Source organism: Micromonospora sp. PRAS1, assembly GCF_059553435.1.
The window spans coordinates 151,158-167,360 of record NZ_JCANNB010000011.1 but is presented as its reverse complement, the minus strand read 5'-3'; the positions used below and the strand labels follow the sequence as shown (position 1 = coordinate 167,360).

The window sequence follows — 16,203 nt, the reverse complement described above, 5'->3', positions numbered from 1 at the left end:
GCTCGGTACGGGAGCGCGCCCGGTGGTTGTCGGGCGCGCTTTCGTGCAGCAGGTTCAGGGTCTGGTTGCTCGGATGAAGTTGGTCCAGGCGGTGGGGGAGAAGGTGAGGGTGGGACCGGCCGGGTCCTTGCTGTCGCGTACGGCGACGAGGCCGGGCAGATTGTTGGCGACCTCGACGCACGCTCCGTTGTTGTCGCCGCTGCGGGTGCTCTTGCGCCACCGGGCGCCGGTCAGCTCAGCCATGGTAGACCTCTCCAATGATCTTGCTGATCAGTTGCTTGGATTGTCCCTCATCGAGGGCCAACCCATCGAGGCTGGACCAGACTCTTTCGTAGGCTGCAATCTCGTCCGGTCGGTCGAGGTAGAGAGCCCCCGTCAACGACTCGCAGTACACGACCGAGGGCTCCGGGACCGCACGCGTGTGCAGCGGGAAGTCGAGCATCATGAAGGTGCCGGCGAGTGTTCCATAGTGGGCGCCGGCTGCCAGCGGCAGCACGCGAATGGAGACGTTGGGCAACTCGGCGATCTCCAGGAGATTGTTGAGCTGTTCGGCCATCGTCGCTCGTCCGCCGATGGCCCGAAGTAGCACCGCCTCAGACAGGACGGAGTGGAGGACCGGTGCCTTCGGCAACCTGCGCGTCAACAGAGCTTTGCGTTGCCGCCGGACCGCGAGCACCTGCTCGAACTCGTCCTCGTCCATGTCGCGGCGATTCTGGTAGACCCCCTGGGTGTAGGCCGGCACCTGAAAGATGCCCGGTATCAACGACTCGTCGTAGCCGCGAAGCTTGCAGGCGGCGGATTCCAGGCCGACGTACATTTCGAACCAGTCCGGGATGGCAAGGCCGTACGAGTGCCACCAGCCCTTGGCCTTGGTCTCGTTGGCCAAGGCGGTGAGCGCGCCGGTCAGCTCGGGCGTCGCGGCGTACAGCTCGCACATGGCCCGGACGTCGACGGCGCGGGCCGGGCCGAGGCCGCTCTCGATGCGCCACAGCTTCTGCCGGCTGAACTGCATCGCCTCGGCCACCGCGTCGAGCGTCATGCGCGCCTCGGTGCGCAGGTCACGCAGCGCCCGCCCGAGCTGCCGCCGGGGGACTGTCGATCCCATGTCGTCGGCCATCCGCCACCCCTCTCCGTGTTGCGTTTTGTTACATCACGACGCCAGTGGTGAAACGCGCGATCGTTGCTCACTGACCAATTCCTCCGGGCAGTGATCGCGCAATGTCTATTGTGCTTCCGACCATACAAGAAACTCCCGACAGCCTCCATTAGCGGGTGATTCCTCTCAGAGGTTGGCGCAGCAATTCGGTCGTGAGGCTCCGCAATCACCGCTCGACCCCACACGGACCTCCGCCCTCCGTCCGCGAACGCTTGTTCTCGCATGGTGGAATGGGGTCATTGAGATCTTGGAATTTTACCGTTCAGAGCTAACGGAAAGCGACCAAGATCTGGCGCCCGGTCAGGTTGGTGGCGCTGGCAGTGCTGCGAATCCCGGGTTGCTGTCCGATGGCGTCGACGGCTGTGCCCGACGCGAGTTGCGGGATGTCGCGGCATCCGGGTCGGTTGACGGCGCGAGTTGCGGCATCTCGTGGTGCCGCCGGCGGGATAGCCGCCGTGACGAGGCACGACCTGCTGGTCGTAGCCACCCACCTGCTCGCCGAGGAGGGCGCGGAGCGCACTGTGGCCGCCACCGACCAGACCAACTTCCCGATGGTCGCTGCGTTCGCCAGAGCCGGCTACCCGATCGTCCAGGACCGCATCGACCTGATCTGACCGGTACGCGTCACGCGGTCAGGACGCAGAACTCGTTGCCGTCGGGGTCGGCCATCGCGACCCGGCCAGCCTCGACCCGGCCAGCCTCGACCCGGCCAGCCTCGACCCGGCCAGCCTCGCTCCGGTCGGCGTCGATCCGGGTCGCGCCGAGGGCCAGCAGGCGGTCGATCTCCGCCTGCTGGTCACCGTCGGCCGGGGGAGCGAGGTCGAAATGCAGGCGGTTCCGGCCCACCTTCGGCATTAACGGTGGGCCGCCCCAGGTGATCTTCGGACCGCCGTGCGGCGAGCGGATCGCGGTCTCCTGGTCGTGGTCCCAGACCAGCGGCCAGCCGAGGGCCTCGCTCCAGAAGTAGCCGACCTGCTGTGAACCGTCGCAGGCCAGCGCGCCGACGAACCCGCACTCGGCGAGGAAGTTGTTGCCGGGCTCGATGACGCAGAACTCGTTGCCCTCGGGGTCGGCGAGCACCACGTGCGGGTCGTCGGGGCCCTGCCCGACGTCGACGTGCCGCGCGCCGAGCGCCACAGCGCTGGCCACCGTCTGCTGCTGGTCCGCCAGCGAGCTGCTGGTCAGGTCGAAGTGCATCCGGTTCTGGTCGATCTTGGGTTGCTGGCTGGCCAGGAACCGGAGCCGGAAGCCGGTATCGTCGGTGGGCAGCAGCGCGACTCCGTCGCGTGGATCGTCCGCCAGCTCCCAGCCCAGCAGCCCGGACCAGAAGTGCGCGAGCCGCGACGGCTGCTGCGCGTCGACACAGACCGCGACCAAGTGACACGCCATACCGCTGCTCATCTCCGACCCGCCGACCGGCCACCGCCGACCGGCCGCCCCTTGGCCAGCAGCCTAGGGACGAGTCGCGACGCGCGCAGCCGAGTATCCGGCCGGCGGTGGGCAGCGGACGAGAGGTCAGATGGCGCGGGCGATGCAGATGCGGGCGTTGAGACGGGGACCGGCCTCGTAGACCATGTACGACACGCCGCCGTCGGTGCCGAAGGCGGGGGAGGCGACCCGGCCGTTGTCCGAGGCGATCGGGGCGTGGAAGACCCCGAGGTGCACCTCCCGGTCGAAGTTGTTGCCGACCTCGGTGAGCCGCATCCGGCCGTCGTTGCCGTGGTACACCACGTACGTCGTGTTGTTGCGCTTGAGCAGGTGCGGGGCGGAGATGTCGGTAAGCCCGTCACCGGCCGGCGAGATCAGCGGGTTCGGGGCGAACTGCCACTGGTCCCAGCCGTTCGGCGACCAGCCCCAGAAGATCTTTCGGGTGCCCGGCCCCACGGTGTGCGCGCCCATGAAGAGCATCACGTACTTGTTGTTCTTCCCGGCCACCCGGTGCTCGAAGACCCGCGCGTACGAGGTCTCGGTGGTGTTCGGCACGAGTCTGGTGCTCAGGATCGGCGTCTCGTTGCTGAAGTTGATGCCGTCGCGGGAGCGGGCCACCCGGGTGGTGAAGTTCTCCCCATGGAAGTAGAGGAAGAACTCCTTGCTGGAGGCGTTCCACACCACGTGTGGTGAGGAGACGTGGCTGACCGTGGTGGTGGGCAGCACCCGGTCGATGATCGGGTTGCCCGGGTACTCGGTGTAGGGGCCTTCCAGCCGGTCCGCGTAGGCGACGCAGATGCCGCCAGGCGCGTCGTGCGGGGCGTAGTAGAGGTAGTACCGCCCGCGCGCCCCGGAGATCTTGTCGTAGACCCCGCGTACGCAGGGGAAGATCATTTCTCCGGTGGGATCGTAGGCCAGCGGCCGGGCGAACGCGTCGCGGACGTAGCGGTAGTTCGGGAAGCCGGCCGGGCCGGCGAGGGCGGGATCTGCGGCGACGGCGCCACCGAGTGCGGTGCCGGCGGCTGCGGCGGTGCCGAGCAGGGCCGCGCCGCGCAGCAGGCCGCGGCGGTTAAGCGTGGTCGGTCGGGGCGGGCTTTGGTCGTCGTCCATGGGGCCTCCGATCGTGCGGTGACCGTGCGTGAGATCGCGATCCACAGGGGAGTGGGCCGTGTGGTCGATGAGTCTGTGGTCGGGCGCGGCGGAGCGTCAAGACGCTAATACGAATTATCAGGGCCGTCTCCCGGGAAAATTTTCTGTCGCCGAGGGCTTGACGGCGGGCCGTGGGCGGTCGCAGGATTTCACACCAACGTAGCTAATGCGTATTAGCGCTGAAACGAATGGACACGCAAAGTGACCGGATCGCGTAGGCGGGTGACCCAGCAGGACATCGCCCGGATGACCGGCGTCAGCCAGGCCACCGTCTCCCTCGTGCTCAACGGCCGCGACGACGGTGGCGTCCGGATCGCCCCGGAGACCCGGGAACGGGTGCTGCACGCGATCCGGACCACCGGGTACGTCGCCGACCCGGTGGCCCGGCGGCTCGCCGCCCGACACAACCGGATCCTCGGCGTCTTCACCTACGAGCCGGTCTTCCCGACCGGCACCGGCGACTTCTACCACCCGTTCCTGGTCGGCATCGAGGAATCCGCCGAACGACTCGGCTGTGACCTGCTGCTGCTGACCAGCGCCCCGGTGGTCGACGGCCGGCGACGGATCTTCCACGACGACAACCGGCTGCGGCTCGCTGACGGCTGCGTGCTGCTCGGCCGCTCACTGGACCGCGACGAACTGGGTCGGCTGGTCGCCGAGGGCCAACCGTTCGTCTCGGTCGGCCGACGCGACGACGCGGGCGGGCCGGTGCCCTACGTCGGGGCGGACTACTCGACCGCCACCGCCGCCGTCGTCCAGCGCGCCCTCGACGCCGGACACACCCGGCTGGCGTACCTCGGTCAGGGGGCCGGACCGGAGTCACACGCCGACCGGTTCGCCGGCTACCGCAGTGCCGTCGAGGCCGCCGGGCTGCCGGCCCGGCACGAGGCCACCGACCGGGCCCCCGCCGAGCTGCTCGACACCCTGCTCGCCGCCGGGGTCACCGCCGTGCTGGTCGAGGAGTACGCCGACGGCGTCGCGCTCGCCGCCGTCGCCCGCGAACTCGGCCTGACCGTACCCGCCGACCTCTCCATCCTGGCCCTGGGCGACCCGACCCGGCCGACCAGCAGCGACCTGGAGTTCACCGGGTTCCGGATCCCCCGCCGGGAGATGGGGTGGCAGGCCGTCGAGGTGCTCACCGGGCTGCTCGCCGCGGTGCCCGACACGGTGACCCAGCGGCTGCTGCCGTGCCAGCCGGTCGACGGTGCCACCCTCGTCCCACCCCGCCCCTGACCACCATCCCCGGTCGCCGCGCCCGAACCGCGGCGGCTTCCGACCAACCCTCCGGAAAGGACGGACCGTGCCAGAGATGCGGGCCGAAGTACTTATCGTCGGCGGTGGACTCGGCGGCGTGGCCGCCGCCCTGGCCGCGCTACGGGCCGGCCGTACGGTGCTGCTGACCGAGGAGTACGCCTGGCTCGGTGGGCAGCTGACCAGCCAGGCCGTGCCGCCGGACGAGCACTCCTGGGTCGAGCACTTCGGGGTCACCGCCAGCTACCGGGCGCTGCGCGACGGCATCCGGGACCACTACCGGCGCTGGTACCCGCTCACCGACCGGGCCCGACGCGCCACCGCACTCAATCCGGGGGCCGGGCACGTCAGCCGGCTCTGCCACGAGCCCCGCGTCGCGGTGGCGGTGCTCGAGGGAATGCTGGCGCCGTACCGGGGCTCCGGGCGGCTGCGGGTGCTCCAGCCGTACCGGCCGGTGGCCGCCGACACCGACGGCGACCGGGTCACCGGGGTCACCGTGGCGCACCGGGACACCGGCGAGCAGCTGCACCTGACCGCGCCGTACGTGCTGGACGCCACCGAGACCGGCGAGCTGCTGCCGCTTACCGGCACCGAGTACGTCACCGGCTTCGAGTCCCGGGCCGACACCGGCGAACCGAGCGCGCCGGAGCAGGCGCAACCGACGAACATGCAGGCCGTCTCGGTCTGCTTCGCGGTCGACCACGTCGACGGGAACCACACAATCGACAAGCCGGCCGCCTACGACTTCTGGCGGGCCTACCGGCCGCCGTTCTGGGGGGACCGGATGCTGTCGTTCCGGTCGCCCAACCCGCGCACCCTGGAGATCTCCGAGCGCAGCTTCACCCCGAACCCGGACGACGACCCGTGGCTGGTCCAGGCCGACCAGCGGGTCAATCCCGGCGACGGCAACCTCTGGACGTTCCGCCGGATCGCCGCCCGCCGCAATTTCACCCCCGGCGCGTACGACAGCGACATCTGCCTGGTCAACTGGCCGATGCTCGACTACTTCGAGCAGCCGATCATCGACGTACCCGATCCGGACGCGCAGCTCGCGGCGGCCCGGGAACTCTCCCTGTCGGTGCTCTACTGGCTCCAGACGGAGGCACCCCGCGCCGACGGCGGCACCGGCTTTCCCGGGCTGCGGCTGCGCGGCGACGTCACCGGCAACGGCACCGCCGCCACCGGCGGGGACGTCACGCACAGCGGCCTGGCCCAGGCCCCCTACATCCGCGAGTCGCGCCGCATCCGCGCCGAGTACACAGTCGTCGAGCAGGATCTCTCGCTGGAGATCCGGGGCGACAAGGGCGCGGTCAGCTACGTCGACTCGGTCGGTGTCGGCATGTACCGCATCGACCTGCACCCCTCCACCGGCGGCGACAACTACATCGACGTGGCCTCCTGCCCGTTCGAGATCCCGCTCGGCGCCCTGATCCCCCGGCGGGTGGAGAACCTGCTGCCCGCCGGCAAGAACATCGGCACCACGCACATCACCAACGGCTCCTACCGATTGCACCCCGTGGAGTGGAACGTCGGCGAGGTCGCCGGCCTGCTCGCGGACTTCTGCCTGGCCCGGCGGGTCACCCCCCGCGCGGTGCGCTACACCCCCGGCCTGCTGGCCGACTTCCAGAACCGCCTCGCCGACTCCGGCGTCGAGCTGCGCTGGCCCGACATCGCCGGCTACTGAGGAAGGACATATCTCGATGAGGACCCGGTTGACGGCCGTCGTCGCGCTCACCGCGCTGCTCGGCCTGACCGCCTGCGGCGGCGACGCCGCGGAATCCGACGGCCCGGTCACCCTGCGGATGACCGTCTGGTCGGCGAACGAGGCACATCTGAAGCTGTTCAACGACATCGCCGCCGAGTACACCGCGAACAAGCCGGAGGTCGCCGGGGTCACCTTCGACCCCATTCCGCTGGAGAACTACACCACCACGCTGACCACCCAGATCGCCGGCGGCAACCCGCCCGACCTGGCCTGGGTTATGGAGAACGCCGCGCCCGACTTCGTCAACTCGGGCGCGCTTGTCGCGCTGGACGACACCCTCAAGGGCGTCGACGGGTACGCCTTCGACGAGCTGGCCCCGGCCGCGACGAAGCTGTGGCAGGTCGACGGGAAGCTCTACGCGTACCCCTTCTCCACCTCGCCCTTCGGGGTGTTCGTCAACACCGACCTGCTCACGGCGGCCGGCGCGGAGGCCCCCGCCGAGTTGATCACCGCCGGGCGGTGGAACTGGCAGAACGCGCTGGCCGCCGCGTCGACGGTGCAGGCCAAGACCGGCAAGGCCGGCCTGGTGGTACGCGACTTCGACTACAAGAGCTGGGACTTCCTCTCCACGATGTGGACCGGCTGGGGTGCCCAGGCGTGGAGTGAGGACGGCCGGACCTGCGGCTTCAACTCCGCCGAGATGGTCGAGGCGATGACCGCCCTGCACAAGGGGATCTTCGTCGACAAGGCGCTGCCGGGGCCGGGCACCACCGCCGACTTCTTCGCCGGTGAGGCCGGCATGACCATCGCCCAGATCTCCCGTGCGTCGCTGCTGACCGACCAGAAGTTCGACTGGGACCTGGTGCCGCTGCCGGCCGGCCCGAAGGGCGAGTACGCGGTGATCGGCCAGGGCGGCATGGGCGTGCTGAAGAAGGGAAAGAATGCTGAGCTGGCGACCGACTTCCTGGCGTACCTGACCAACCCCGCCAACTCCGCGAAGCTGGCCCAGTTCTTCCCGCCGCCGCGTACCTCGCTGCTCACCGCCGAGACCCTCGCCAAGACCAACCCGCTGCTCAGCCCGGAGCAGTTGCAGCAGGTGGTGATCGACGGTATCGCCGAGGGTGTGGTGAAGCCCAGCCACACCGGTCAGGCCGAGCTCAACCAGGCGGTCCGCGCCGCGCTGGACCCGCTGTGGCAGCCGAACGCCGACGTTCGGGGCGTACTCGACGGTGTCTGCTCCGCGATCAACCCGCTGCTGGCGAAGTAGGCGACCGCCGATGTCGGTCCTGACCAGGGACACGGTGGGGCGGGCCGGTGACCGGCCCGCCCCCAGCGGGGCGGCCGCGCCGGGCCGGCGCGGCTGGTGGACGACCCGCCGCCGCGACCAGCTCGCCGGCCTGCTCTTCATCGCCCCGCAACTCGTCGGCTCGGTGCTCTTCGTGCTGGTCCCCCTCGGGCTGGTGGTCTGGTACAGCCTGCACGAGTGGAACGTGCTCGCCGACACCTTCGAGTTCGTCGGCGCGGACAACTACCGGGCCATGGCCGACGACCCGAACCTGCCCTCGGTGCTGCGGGTCACCGCGCTCTTCTCGGTCGGTCTGGTGGCTTTCAACCTCAGCCTCGCCCTGCTGCTGGCGGTGCTGCTCAACCAGCGGCTGCGCGGCACCGTGCTGTTCCGGACGCTGTTCTTCTCCCCGGTGGTCGTCTCGCTGGTCGCCTGGACCATCGTCTGGGGCTTCCTGCTCCAGGACAACGGCGGTGTGAACGGGATGCTCGGCGCCCTCGGCGTGGACGGGCCGAACTGGCTGCGCGGCGACACGACGGCGCTGCTGTCGGTGATCGTGGTGCAGGTGCTGAAGAACGTCGGCCTGAACATGGTGCTCTTCCTGGCCGCCCTCCAGGGCGTGCCGGCGGAACTCTACGAGGCGGCCCGGGTCGAGGGAGCCAACGTCTGGACCCGGTTCCGGCGGATCACCGTACCGCTGATCAGTCCCACCATCCTGCTCACCTCGATCATCACCGTGGTCGGCTCGTTGCAGGTCTTCGCCCAGATCGCCGTGCTCACCCAGGGCGGGCCGGGCACCTCGACCACGGTGCTCGTCTACTACCTGTACCAGCGGGCGTTCCAGTTCCACCAGTTCGGCTACGGCGCCACCCTGTCCGTGCTGCTCTTCCTGATCGTGCTGGTGCTCACCGTCGTGCAGTGGCGGATGCGCAGGAGGTGGGTCTTCCATGAACAGTAGGCTCTCGGCGCGGGCGAAGGTCGGGCTCTACGGCGCGCTCTGTTTGCTGGCGATCCCGTTCGTCTTCCCCACCTGGTGGATGGTCACCTCGTCGGTGAAGCCGGTAAGCGACATCTTCGCCTTCCCGCCGTCGCTGATCCCGACCGAGGCGAGCTTCTCGGCGTACCGGCGGGTCTTCGAGCTGCAACCCTTCGCGCAGCAGTACCTCAACAGCGCGTACATCGCGGCCGTGGTCACCGTCGGCACCCTGGCGGTCTCCGCGCTCGCCGGCTACGCCTTCGCCCGGATCCGGTTCCGGGGACAGCAGGTGCTCTTCGTGGTGGTGCTGGTCGGACTGCTCATCCCGAGCGAGGTGACGATCGTGCCGCTGTTCCGGATGTTCAACTCGTGGGGCATGGTGGACACCCACTGGCCGCTGATCCTGGTGCCGATCCTCGGCGCACCGAGCGTACTGGCCACCTTCATCATGCGGCAGTTCTTCATCGCGCTCCCCGGCGAGTTGGAGGAGGCGGCCCGGGTCGACGGGCTGGGCCGGTTCGCCACCTTCTGGCGGATCGCGTTGCCGCTGGCCCGGCCGGCGCTCGGCGCGGTGGCGATCTTCACCTTCCTGCACAGCTGGAACCTGTACCTGGAGCCGATCGTCTTCCTCTCCTCGCCGGAGAAGTTCACCCTGCCGCAGGCGTTGACCCTCTTCGTCGACGCGTACGGCGGGCCGATGTGGGACGTGCAGCTCTCGGCGGCCTCGATGACCGCCATCCCGGTGCTGGTGATCTTCGTGCTCGCCCAGCGGCAGTTCATCGAGGGGCTGGCGCACACCGGCCTGAAGGGCTGAGACCCGGCGGCGTTCCTACAGGTTCGCGCAGTACCCGACGCTGAACGTGCTGGCACCCGGTGCCAGCGTCTTGTTCCAGTCCACGCCCCTGATCCGGTAGCTACCGTCGTCGAGGCGTTCCCGCGTGAAGTTCCACGCGTCGTAGATGTCGCCCTCGATGTCGACGACGGCGCTCCACTCGACGGGCTTGTCGCCGGTGTTGGTGGCGGTGATGGTCGAGCAGTACCCGCCGCCGCTGTCGGAGTTCCACCGGGCGACGCGGGTCTGGGTGACGGTCACGTTCGAGCCGGCGACCAGCCGGCCCACGCCCCAGCGGGCGGTGCTCTGGTAGCCGACGCCCTCCTGTTCGGCCCAGTTGCGGATCGAGCTGCGGGCGCCGTTCGACGCGTCGTTGACCTGGAAGTCCAGGCCGTGGAAGGTGTCCAGGCCACCGTATTCGAGCAGGCTGATCGCCGCCTCGACGACGTAGCCCGTCGCGGTGCGTACGGCCGCGCTGGTCAGCCGGCCCGCCTGGAACGCCTCGTCGCCGGTGCCGAAGGAGACCATGTTGTCGGCGTTGATCCGGATCTGCGTGTCGTCGTAGCGGTAGCTGCCGTTCTTGACGTTGCCCGCGTCGACGTAGATCTCGACCGAATCCTGGGTCCACGGGTCGGAACCGGAGACGTCCACCACCGGGTCGGTCACCTCGGCCAGCACGTAGAGCGTCTGACCCCGCCAGAGGGTACGCACCTGCGCGGTCGCCCCGTCGGTGCCGGAGACCTGCTTGCCCGTGGTCACCGCGCCCGCCTGGGCCCAGACCGGATCCACCGTGCCGTCGATGACCGGCGCGGTCGCGGCCTGCCGCACCTCCAGGTACGACAGCTCCTCCACCAGGGTCAGCGTGCCCACCGCGCCCGGGGTGTTCCAGCCGACAGTGGTGTCGTTGTCGCGGACCTGGACGTCAAACGTGAGCGTGTCGCCCTGGGCCGCGCCGGCCAGCGGCAGGTGGGCGACCAGGTGATAGCCGCCGTCCCGCTCGGCCGCCACCGCCGGCACATCGCCGTCGCCGTCGCGGGAGAGGTGGTACGTCTCGCCGCCCAGCACGAAGCTGACCCGGTCGTCGGCGGAGACCGTGCTGTCGTCGACCGTGACGTACGCGGTCAGCTGGCCCGGCGCCCAGCGCAACTGGAACCGCGCCCTCTCCTCCACCGGGAGCAGCGGCAGCTTGCGCCAGGTCAGGTCCGTCGGGGCGGCCGCGTTCAGCGGCACGTCACCGGCGAAGACGTTTGCGGTCCGCAGCCGGGCGGGCAGTTCGCCGTCCACCGCACCGTGGTAGGCGGGCTTGGCGCGCAGGTTGTCGTCGAAGAGCAGCGGAGCACCGTTGCCGGAGCGCCACGAGCGACCGTCGGTGAGACCCCAGACCGTGACGGCGAAGAGGTCGTCGGCGTACGACCGGAAGATCCGGAACGCATCCCGGTAGTAGTAGCCCTGGTCGATCAGCTTCGCCTGGGTGACCGGGGTGCCGGTGGTGACGTCGAGCTCGGTGACCGCCTGGGTCACCGGCAGGTCCGCGAACGCCTCCAGCGCGTCCTGGAGGGCGCTGACCGGCGTGGCCAGCGAGACGTGGAACTGGTGACCAACCCCGTCGACCGGCACGCCCCGGGCCAGCAGCCGCTGCACAAGCGCCAGGTAGCGGGCCTGCTTGCCGCTCTGCTCGGTGTTGTAGTCGTTTATGAACAGGGCGACCGGACGATCGTTGCCCTCGACCGCGTGCACCTCGTTGAACGCCTCGTCGGCGTAGGCGAACGTCAGGTCGATGAAGCTCTCGCCGAGGATCCGGTACCACTCGCTGCGACGCAGGCCGTCGGCGTACTCGCCGCTGTCGCTCACCACCTCGTTTATGGCGTCGAACGCGTACAGCGGGTTGCTGGGGGAGCCGAACTTCCCGTACCGCTCGGCCAGCGATGAGGCGACGGCGAAGATGTGCGTACGCAGCCGCTCGCGCAGCAGTTGCTGGTGGGCCGCCGACGTGGTCAGCGGCTGCCCGGCGGCGTCGGTGAAGAACCAGTCCGGGGTCTGGCTGTGCCAGGTCAGCACGTGGCCGTAGACCCCCAGGTCGTTGTCGCGGGCGAAGTCCATCATGGCCAGCGCCTGGTCGTGCGGGCGGAAGTCGCCCTCGGCGTCGTACCACGCCTCGGGCTTCATGTGGTTCTCCGGCGTGATCTGGTTGAAGTGTCGGGTCAGCAACTCGGCGGCCCCGCCGACCGTCTCCCGGCTGTCGATCGCCACGCCGACCGGGAAGTCGGTGGTCTCGTGCAGGCCGGCGAGGTCCTCGATGACCGGCGGCTCGGGCACCCGTACGACGATGTCGTCGACGAGGAAGTCGCTTGTGTTGCCGGTCACGTCCGCGCCCTGCCAGCGGGTCTCGAAGTAGAGCAGCGCGCTCTCCGCGGCGGGCATGGCGAAGCGGGCGCTCACCTCGGTCCACCCGGAGTTGGTGATCGTCTCGAACTGGGCGAGGGTGCTGAACGCCTGGCTGCCGCCGCTGGTGCTGGCCAGGCTGAGCCAGATCTGGTCGGCCGGCTGCCCCTCGGCGAACCGCAGCCAGGCACTGAACTCGTAGGTCACGCCCGCCTCGAACAGCCCGGACACGTCGCGGCCGACGCCGGCACCCTGGTTGACCCGGTCGGTGACCAGCGCCGCGGCGGCACCGCCGTGCGCGACGTCGGTCAGGGCCACGCTCGGCGCACCCGGGCCGCTGTCGCGCGGGCCCCAGCCGTCCAGTCCGTCCTCGAAGTCGGTGTCGATGACGACGGTGCCCGGCGCTGGCCCGCTCCCGCCGCCGTCCGGCGCGGTGATCAGGACGTCGTCGAGGAGGAACGGGGAGTCGCCCTCCGCCTCGACGTAGAGGGTGGCGGCGCTGAGCCCGCTGGGCAGCGTGTAGTCGCCGCCGATCCGCACCCAGCCGTCGGCCGTGGTGGGGACGTTGTCGCCGATCCAGGTGTAGGTGTTGTCGCCGCCGCCGGCCGGGGTCGCCTCGACGGTGAAGTGCACGCTGGCGGTGCCCTCGGTGCCGGCCGGCAGCTTCACCCAGGCGCTGACCGTGTACCGGACGCCGGGTTCGAAGAGGGCGGTCGCGCTCGTCGCCGGGCCCTGCCAGTTGGCGGTACGGCCGGTGACCGAGAGGCTGCCGTCGCTCTCGCGGCCCTCCTCGGCGATGGCCAGGGTGACGTCACCGCGCGGCCCCCACGGCGCGTACGAGCCGGACTCGAAGTCGTTGGCGAGGACGACCTCCGCGGCGGCGGCCGTGGCGGGTGCGACGGCGACGGCCGGGGTGGGTGCGACGGCGACGGCCGGGGTGGGTGCGACGGCCACGGTCGCGCCGAGCGCGGCCGAACAGAGGACGGCGAAAGTTCGCGATCGGTGTCGTGATCGACGGGACAGGTTCCAGAGGCGCATCAGTGGTCCCTTTATGCAAATTGGACGGTGATGGGGGTGTGCCTGGCAGGTCCTTCCTGGTCGGATCCAAGCGCGTGCATGCTATGTCGGCCTGATCGCCGAGGCCAGAACTTCCGGAAGTTTTCGGAAAACAGCGCACCGAGTGTGGCCGCTCGGTGCGGCTGATCGTGCCGTGACGGCGGTTGACAATCTCGACCGGCAGCGGCCACCACCGACCCCGAGCAGGTCCGCCGCTTCGAGACCGAGTAAGCCAAGGACGCCCCGGCTGGCCCCGTCCGCTACCCCGTCGCCCTCGGCCGTCCCGTCGAAGCGTCCTACCCCGCTGCGGCGAGCACCGGTACGACGGCCCGAGCCGGCGGCCCGGAAGCGTACGGCCATTCGACGACAGCGGCTTACTGCGGTCATCTCAACCCCGATGAAATTCAAAGATTCGCGTTGACGGGCATAAAATCGATAGTTAGGTTTGATCGCGCCATGACGTTCCGAGAATGCGGGGGCTCGAATGCTGTTCAGGCGACTCTGGGGATCTCGCGCCCGTGCTGCGCGCCGGGTACTGGTTGCGATGGCCGGATCGTTGGTGCTCCTGGCTGCTGGGTCAACGCTGCCTGCGTCGGCGGCTGGCGGGCAGCCGACGGGTGCGAAGGTGCTCCGCCAGCCGACGATCAGCTTCCCGAATGGAGACAGCGTCGCCGAGGGTGGCCAGATCACCATCAGGTTCGATGCGAGTGGCGATAAAACGGTGAGCGCGTTTCGGTACAGCGTCGACGGCACCCACCTGGACAGCGAGGTCCCGGCGGCGCCGGACCGTACAGCTACCGTGACGGTCGATGTCGGCAACGGCGGCGGTGAGCATCCGGTGTACGCCGTCGCGGTCGATCGCCGCGGCCGGACGAGTCCCATGACCCAGGCAAGCTTCACGGTGTCGGTGGTCTGGGATCTCAAAGGGCGAGCCCTCGATGCGATCACCTGGTTGCCGGTAGAAGGAGCAACGATCCGCCTGGAGCCGGCTGGGGTCGAGGTTGTCACTGGTCCCGACGGGAGCTTCCAATTCGATGTCAACCCTGGCTTCTATACCCTCACCGGCACCTATGCTGGACCGCCCAACCTCTACGGCAGCCAGGAGTTGCTGCTTGATGGTCAGGGTCTGTCGTTTGAACTGATTCTGTTCCCAGACATGGGGAATTGATGCACGGCGTTCGCACGATGAATTGAATCTGGCGTACGATAATGTCCGCGCCTGACTGGTCTGAGGCTGGGCGCCTCGCCGAGGAACAGGGCGACTGGGATCGAGCGATCGCGGTGGTCGGTGCCGTTGCGGAATGCTACAGCTCCGACTGGGAGCGCCACAATGCACACCTGTGGCACCTGGATCTGCTTGCTCGCGCTGGCCGCAGTGTCGAGCTAGAGGGTCTCGGCCAACGTGATGTGCATGCGCGTAGGCGGCTGAACCGGATGCTCTACGAGGAAGGTCGGTTAGAGGATCTTCGGCGGCGAGCGCGATCCGGAGATGGCGGAGCGCGGTACCTCCTCGGACGCTTGGTCAGAGATCAGGGCGGTTCGGGTGCCGAGTAGGTAGGCGGCGTCGGGGTAACCGGCGCTGGTCACGCTCGTTGCAGCCTGGCCTACCAGATGTCGAAGTTTCGCTTCGACCGCTGACCGCTCGATTGATGATCAAGCTTGTGCGGCTGCCGTGAGTGCGGATAGGTGTACCGTCCGAAGTGGCAGCCTGCCGGGGATGGTCGGCAGGGGTTCTCATTTGATCTGGGAGTGCCGCTGATGCCTCGTCGGCCTATACCTGCTGATCCGTCGATTGGTGATCGTATTCGTGCTCGGCGGGAGTTGCGCGGTTGGAGTGTGCGGTACGCGGCCAGTCGGGCGGGAATCTCCCATACGTCGTGGTCGCGGATCGAGCGTGGTCAGCAGCGTACGGACCGGTACATGGTGGTGGATCTGGCGGCGGCTCTTGAGTGTTCGGTGGTGGATCTGACCGGGCAGGCGTACACGCCGGCTGATCGGCAGCTCGATGCGGCTCGTATCGATGCGGAGCGGGTGTGGCGGGTCATGATGGATACGCCGATGACGAAGCGTTCCGATGCGGCGGCGACTGCGGAGCAGGTGCGTCGCGAGGCAGCGCTCGTGCGTGACCTGTACGGGCGGTGCGATTACGCGGGTGCTCTGCGGCGGCTCGTTGCTCTGGTGCCGGCGATGCACAGTCTGGCTGATCGGCGGGTGGCGCTGGCGGAGATGGTGCCGGTGTATGGCGTGGCGATGGGGTCGTTGCTCAATGTGAGTTTTCCGGCGCATGCGTGGCTGGCTGCGGAGCGGTGCGCCGAGACGGCCGGGTTGCTGGATGATCCGGTGGCGGTCGGGGTTGCGGCGGCGAATCGGGCGCGGGTGGCGGCCTATTCGGGGGCGTACGGTCCGGCGCGGGCGCTGTGTGACGTCGCGGCTGCGGATCTTGCGGGTAGCGGGGCGGATGGGGCGTTGGATGTGCTGGGGTTCCTGCACCTGGCGCGGGCGCTTCACCTCGGCGGGCTGCGTGACGAGGCCGGTGCGGAGGAGCATCTTGCGGAGGCTGGGCGGATTGCGGCACACACCGGGGAGACCGATAGTTGGGATCTCGCCTGGGGGCCACGGAACGTGGCGCTGTGGCTGATGGCGTTCCTGCTCGACACGGGCCGTCCGGAGGCAGCCATGAAGGCGGCGGCGGGTGTGGAGTTGGCGGGCCTGCCGGCGGTGCGGCAGGTGTACTTCTGGCTCGACATGGGCCGGGCCGCCGAGGCGGTCGGCCGGGACCGTGATGCCGTACGGATGCTGCTCGCTGCGGAGCGGGTTGGTCCGCAGCATGCCCGTTCGTCGGTGTCGGCGCGGGAGACGGCCCGGTCGTTGCTGCGCAAGGGGGCGATGTCGCCGGAGTTGCGCGGGCTGTGCGAGCGGATGGGCCTGACCGCGCAGTAGTGGTGCGTAAGCGTTCCAGCCAGCAGTTGTGCGTTCCGTAGCG

Annotated in this window: 13 protein-coding genes; 8 read left to right on the top strand and 5 right to left on the bottom strand. The window is 69.3% G+C overall.

Annotated elements, in window-relative coordinates; all coding sequences use genetic code 11:
• Window positions 1-54: 54 nt before the first annotated feature.
• Together AC507J_RS13340 and AC507J_RS13335 are read right to left on the bottom strand one after the other, a co-directional pair.
• Window positions 55-243: a DUF397 domain-containing protein gene (locus tag AC507J_RS13340; RefSeq protein ID WP_496289452.1), complete on the bottom strand. Its 189-nt coding sequence runs from the start codon at window positions 241-243 to the stop codon at window positions 55-57.
• Window positions 236-1,117 carry a helix-turn-helix domain-containing protein gene (locus tag AC507J_RS13335; protein ID WP_496289451.1) on the bottom strand — a complete coding sequence of 294 codons (882 nt, stop codon included), beginning with the start codon at window positions 1,115-1,117 and terminating at the stop codon, window positions 236-238. The genes AC507J_RS13340 and AC507J_RS13335 overlap by 8 nt, the downstream gene beginning before the upstream one ends.
• Window positions 1,118-1,611: 494 nt before the next feature.
• On the opposite strand from AC507J_RS13335, the gene AC507J_RS13330 reads away from it, so the two are divergent.
• Entirely contained in the window at window positions 1,612-1,770 is a 159-nt protein-coding gene (locus AC507J_RS13330; protein ID WP_496289450.1) for a hypothetical protein, read from the top strand.
• A gap of 10 nt (window positions 1,771-1,780) precedes the next feature.
• Here AC507J_RS13330 and AC507J_RS13325 read toward each other — a convergent pair whose 3' ends face one another.
• Window positions 1,781-2,545 (bottom strand): VOC family protein, encoded by a 765-nt coding sequence (locus AC507J_RS13325; RefSeq protein WP_496289449.1) that lies wholly within the window; start codon window positions 2,543-2,545, stop codon window positions 1,781-1,783.
• Between the two features lie 126 nt (window positions 2,546-2,671).
• Window positions 2,672-3,694 (bottom strand): hypothetical protein, encoded by a 1,023-nt coding sequence (locus tag AC507J_RS13320; RefSeq protein ID WP_496289448.1) that lies wholly within the window; start codon window positions 3,692-3,694, stop codon window positions 2,672-2,674.
• Between the two features lie 261 nt (window positions 3,695-3,955).
• On the opposite strand from AC507J_RS13320, the gene AC507J_RS13315 reads away from it, so the two are divergent.
• From AC507J_RS13315 to AC507J_RS13295, 5 genes are all read left to right on the top strand, one after another.
• A complete protein-coding gene (locus tag AC507J_RS13315) occupies window positions 3,956-4,966 on the top strand; it encodes a LacI family DNA-binding transcriptional regulator (RefSeq protein WP_496289447.1) in 1,011 nt (336 codons plus the stop codon).
• A 76-nt stretch (window positions 4,967-5,042) separates the two neighbouring features.
• Complete coding sequence (locus AC507J_RS13310) at window positions 5,043-6,668, top strand: FAD-dependent oxidoreductase (protein WP_496289481.1); 1,626 nt, start codon at window positions 5,043-5,045, stop codon at window positions 6,666-6,668.
• A gap of 16 nt (window positions 6,669-6,684) precedes the next feature.
• Window positions 6,685-7,956, top strand: a complete 1,272-nt coding sequence (locus tag AC507J_RS13305; protein WP_496289446.1) for an ABC transporter substrate-binding protein — start codon at window positions 6,685-6,687, stop codon at window positions 7,954-7,956.
• A 10-nt stretch (window positions 7,957-7,966) separates the two neighbouring features.
• Complete coding sequence (locus tag AC507J_RS13300) at window positions 7,967-8,932, top strand: carbohydrate ABC transporter permease (RefSeq protein WP_496289445.1); 966 nt, start codon at window positions 7,967-7,969, stop codon at window positions 8,930-8,932.
• Window positions 8,922-9,764: a carbohydrate ABC transporter permease gene (locus tag AC507J_RS13295; RefSeq protein WP_496289444.1), complete on the top strand. Its 843-nt coding sequence runs from the start codon at window positions 8,922-8,924 to the stop codon at window positions 9,762-9,764. The genes AC507J_RS13300 and AC507J_RS13295 overlap by 11 nt, the downstream gene beginning before the upstream one ends.
• A gap of 15 nt (window positions 9,765-9,779) precedes the next feature.
• Here AC507J_RS13295 and AC507J_RS13290 read toward each other — a convergent pair whose 3' ends face one another.
• Window positions 9,780-13,118, bottom strand: coding sequence for an endo-1,4-beta-xylanase (locus tag AC507J_RS13290; RefSeq protein ID WP_496289443.1), 3,339 nt, complete (start codon window positions 13,116-13,118; stop codon window positions 9,780-9,782).
• Between the two features lie 646 nt (window positions 13,119-13,764).
• On the opposite strand from AC507J_RS13290, the gene AC507J_RS13285 reads away from it, so the two are divergent.
• Both AC507J_RS13285 and AC507J_RS13280 read left to right on the top strand, forming a co-directional pair.
• Entirely contained in the window at window positions 13,765-14,388 is a 624-nt protein-coding gene (locus AC507J_RS13285) for a peptidase associated/transthyretin-like domain-containing protein (RefSeq protein ID WP_496289442.1), read from the top strand.
• Between the two features lie 623 nt (window positions 14,389-15,011).
• Complete coding sequence (locus tag AC507J_RS13280; protein ID WP_496289480.1) at window positions 15,012-16,160, top strand: helix-turn-helix domain-containing protein; 1,149 nt, start codon at window positions 15,012-15,014, stop codon at window positions 16,158-16,160.
• Window positions 16,161-16,203 lie beyond the last annotated feature (43 nt).

Bases quoted from the DNA above. Each gene is read 5' to 3' on its own strand.
- AC507J_RS13340 (WP_496289452.1), bottom strand. From the start codon at position 243: ATGGCTGAGCTGACCGGCGCCCGGTGGCGCAAGAGCACCCGCAGCGGC.
- AC507J_RS13335 (WP_496289451.1), bottom strand. From the start codon at position 1,117: ATGGCCGACGACATGGGATCGACAGTCCCCCGGCGGCAGCTCGGGCGG.
- AC507J_RS13325 (WP_496289449.1), bottom strand. From the start codon at position 2,545: ATGGCGTGTCACTTGGTCGCGGTCTGTGTCGACGCGCAGCAGCCGTCG.
- AC507J_RS13320 (WP_496289448.1), bottom strand. From the start codon at position 3,694: ATGGACGACGACCAAAGCCCGCCCCGACCGACCACGCTTAACCGCCGC.
- AC507J_RS13310 (WP_496289481.1), top strand. From the start codon at position 5,043: ATGCGGGCCGAAGTACTTATCGTCGGCGGTGGACTCGGCGGCGTGGCC.
- AC507J_RS13305 (WP_496289446.1), top strand. From the start codon at position 6,685: ATGAGGACCCGGTTGACGGCCGTCGTCGCGCTCACCGCGCTGCTCGGC.
- AC507J_RS13300 (WP_496289445.1), top strand. From the start codon at position 7,967: ATGTCGGTCCTGACCAGGGACACGGTGGGGCGGGCCGGTGACCGGCCC.
- AC507J_RS13295 (WP_496289444.1), top strand. From the start codon at position 8,922: ATGAACAGTAGGCTCTCGGCGCGGGCGAAGGTCGGGCTCTACGGCGCG.
- AC507J_RS13285 (WP_496289442.1), top strand. From the start codon at position 13,765: ATGGCCGGATCGTTGGTGCTCCTGGCTGCTGGGTCAACGCTGCCTGCG.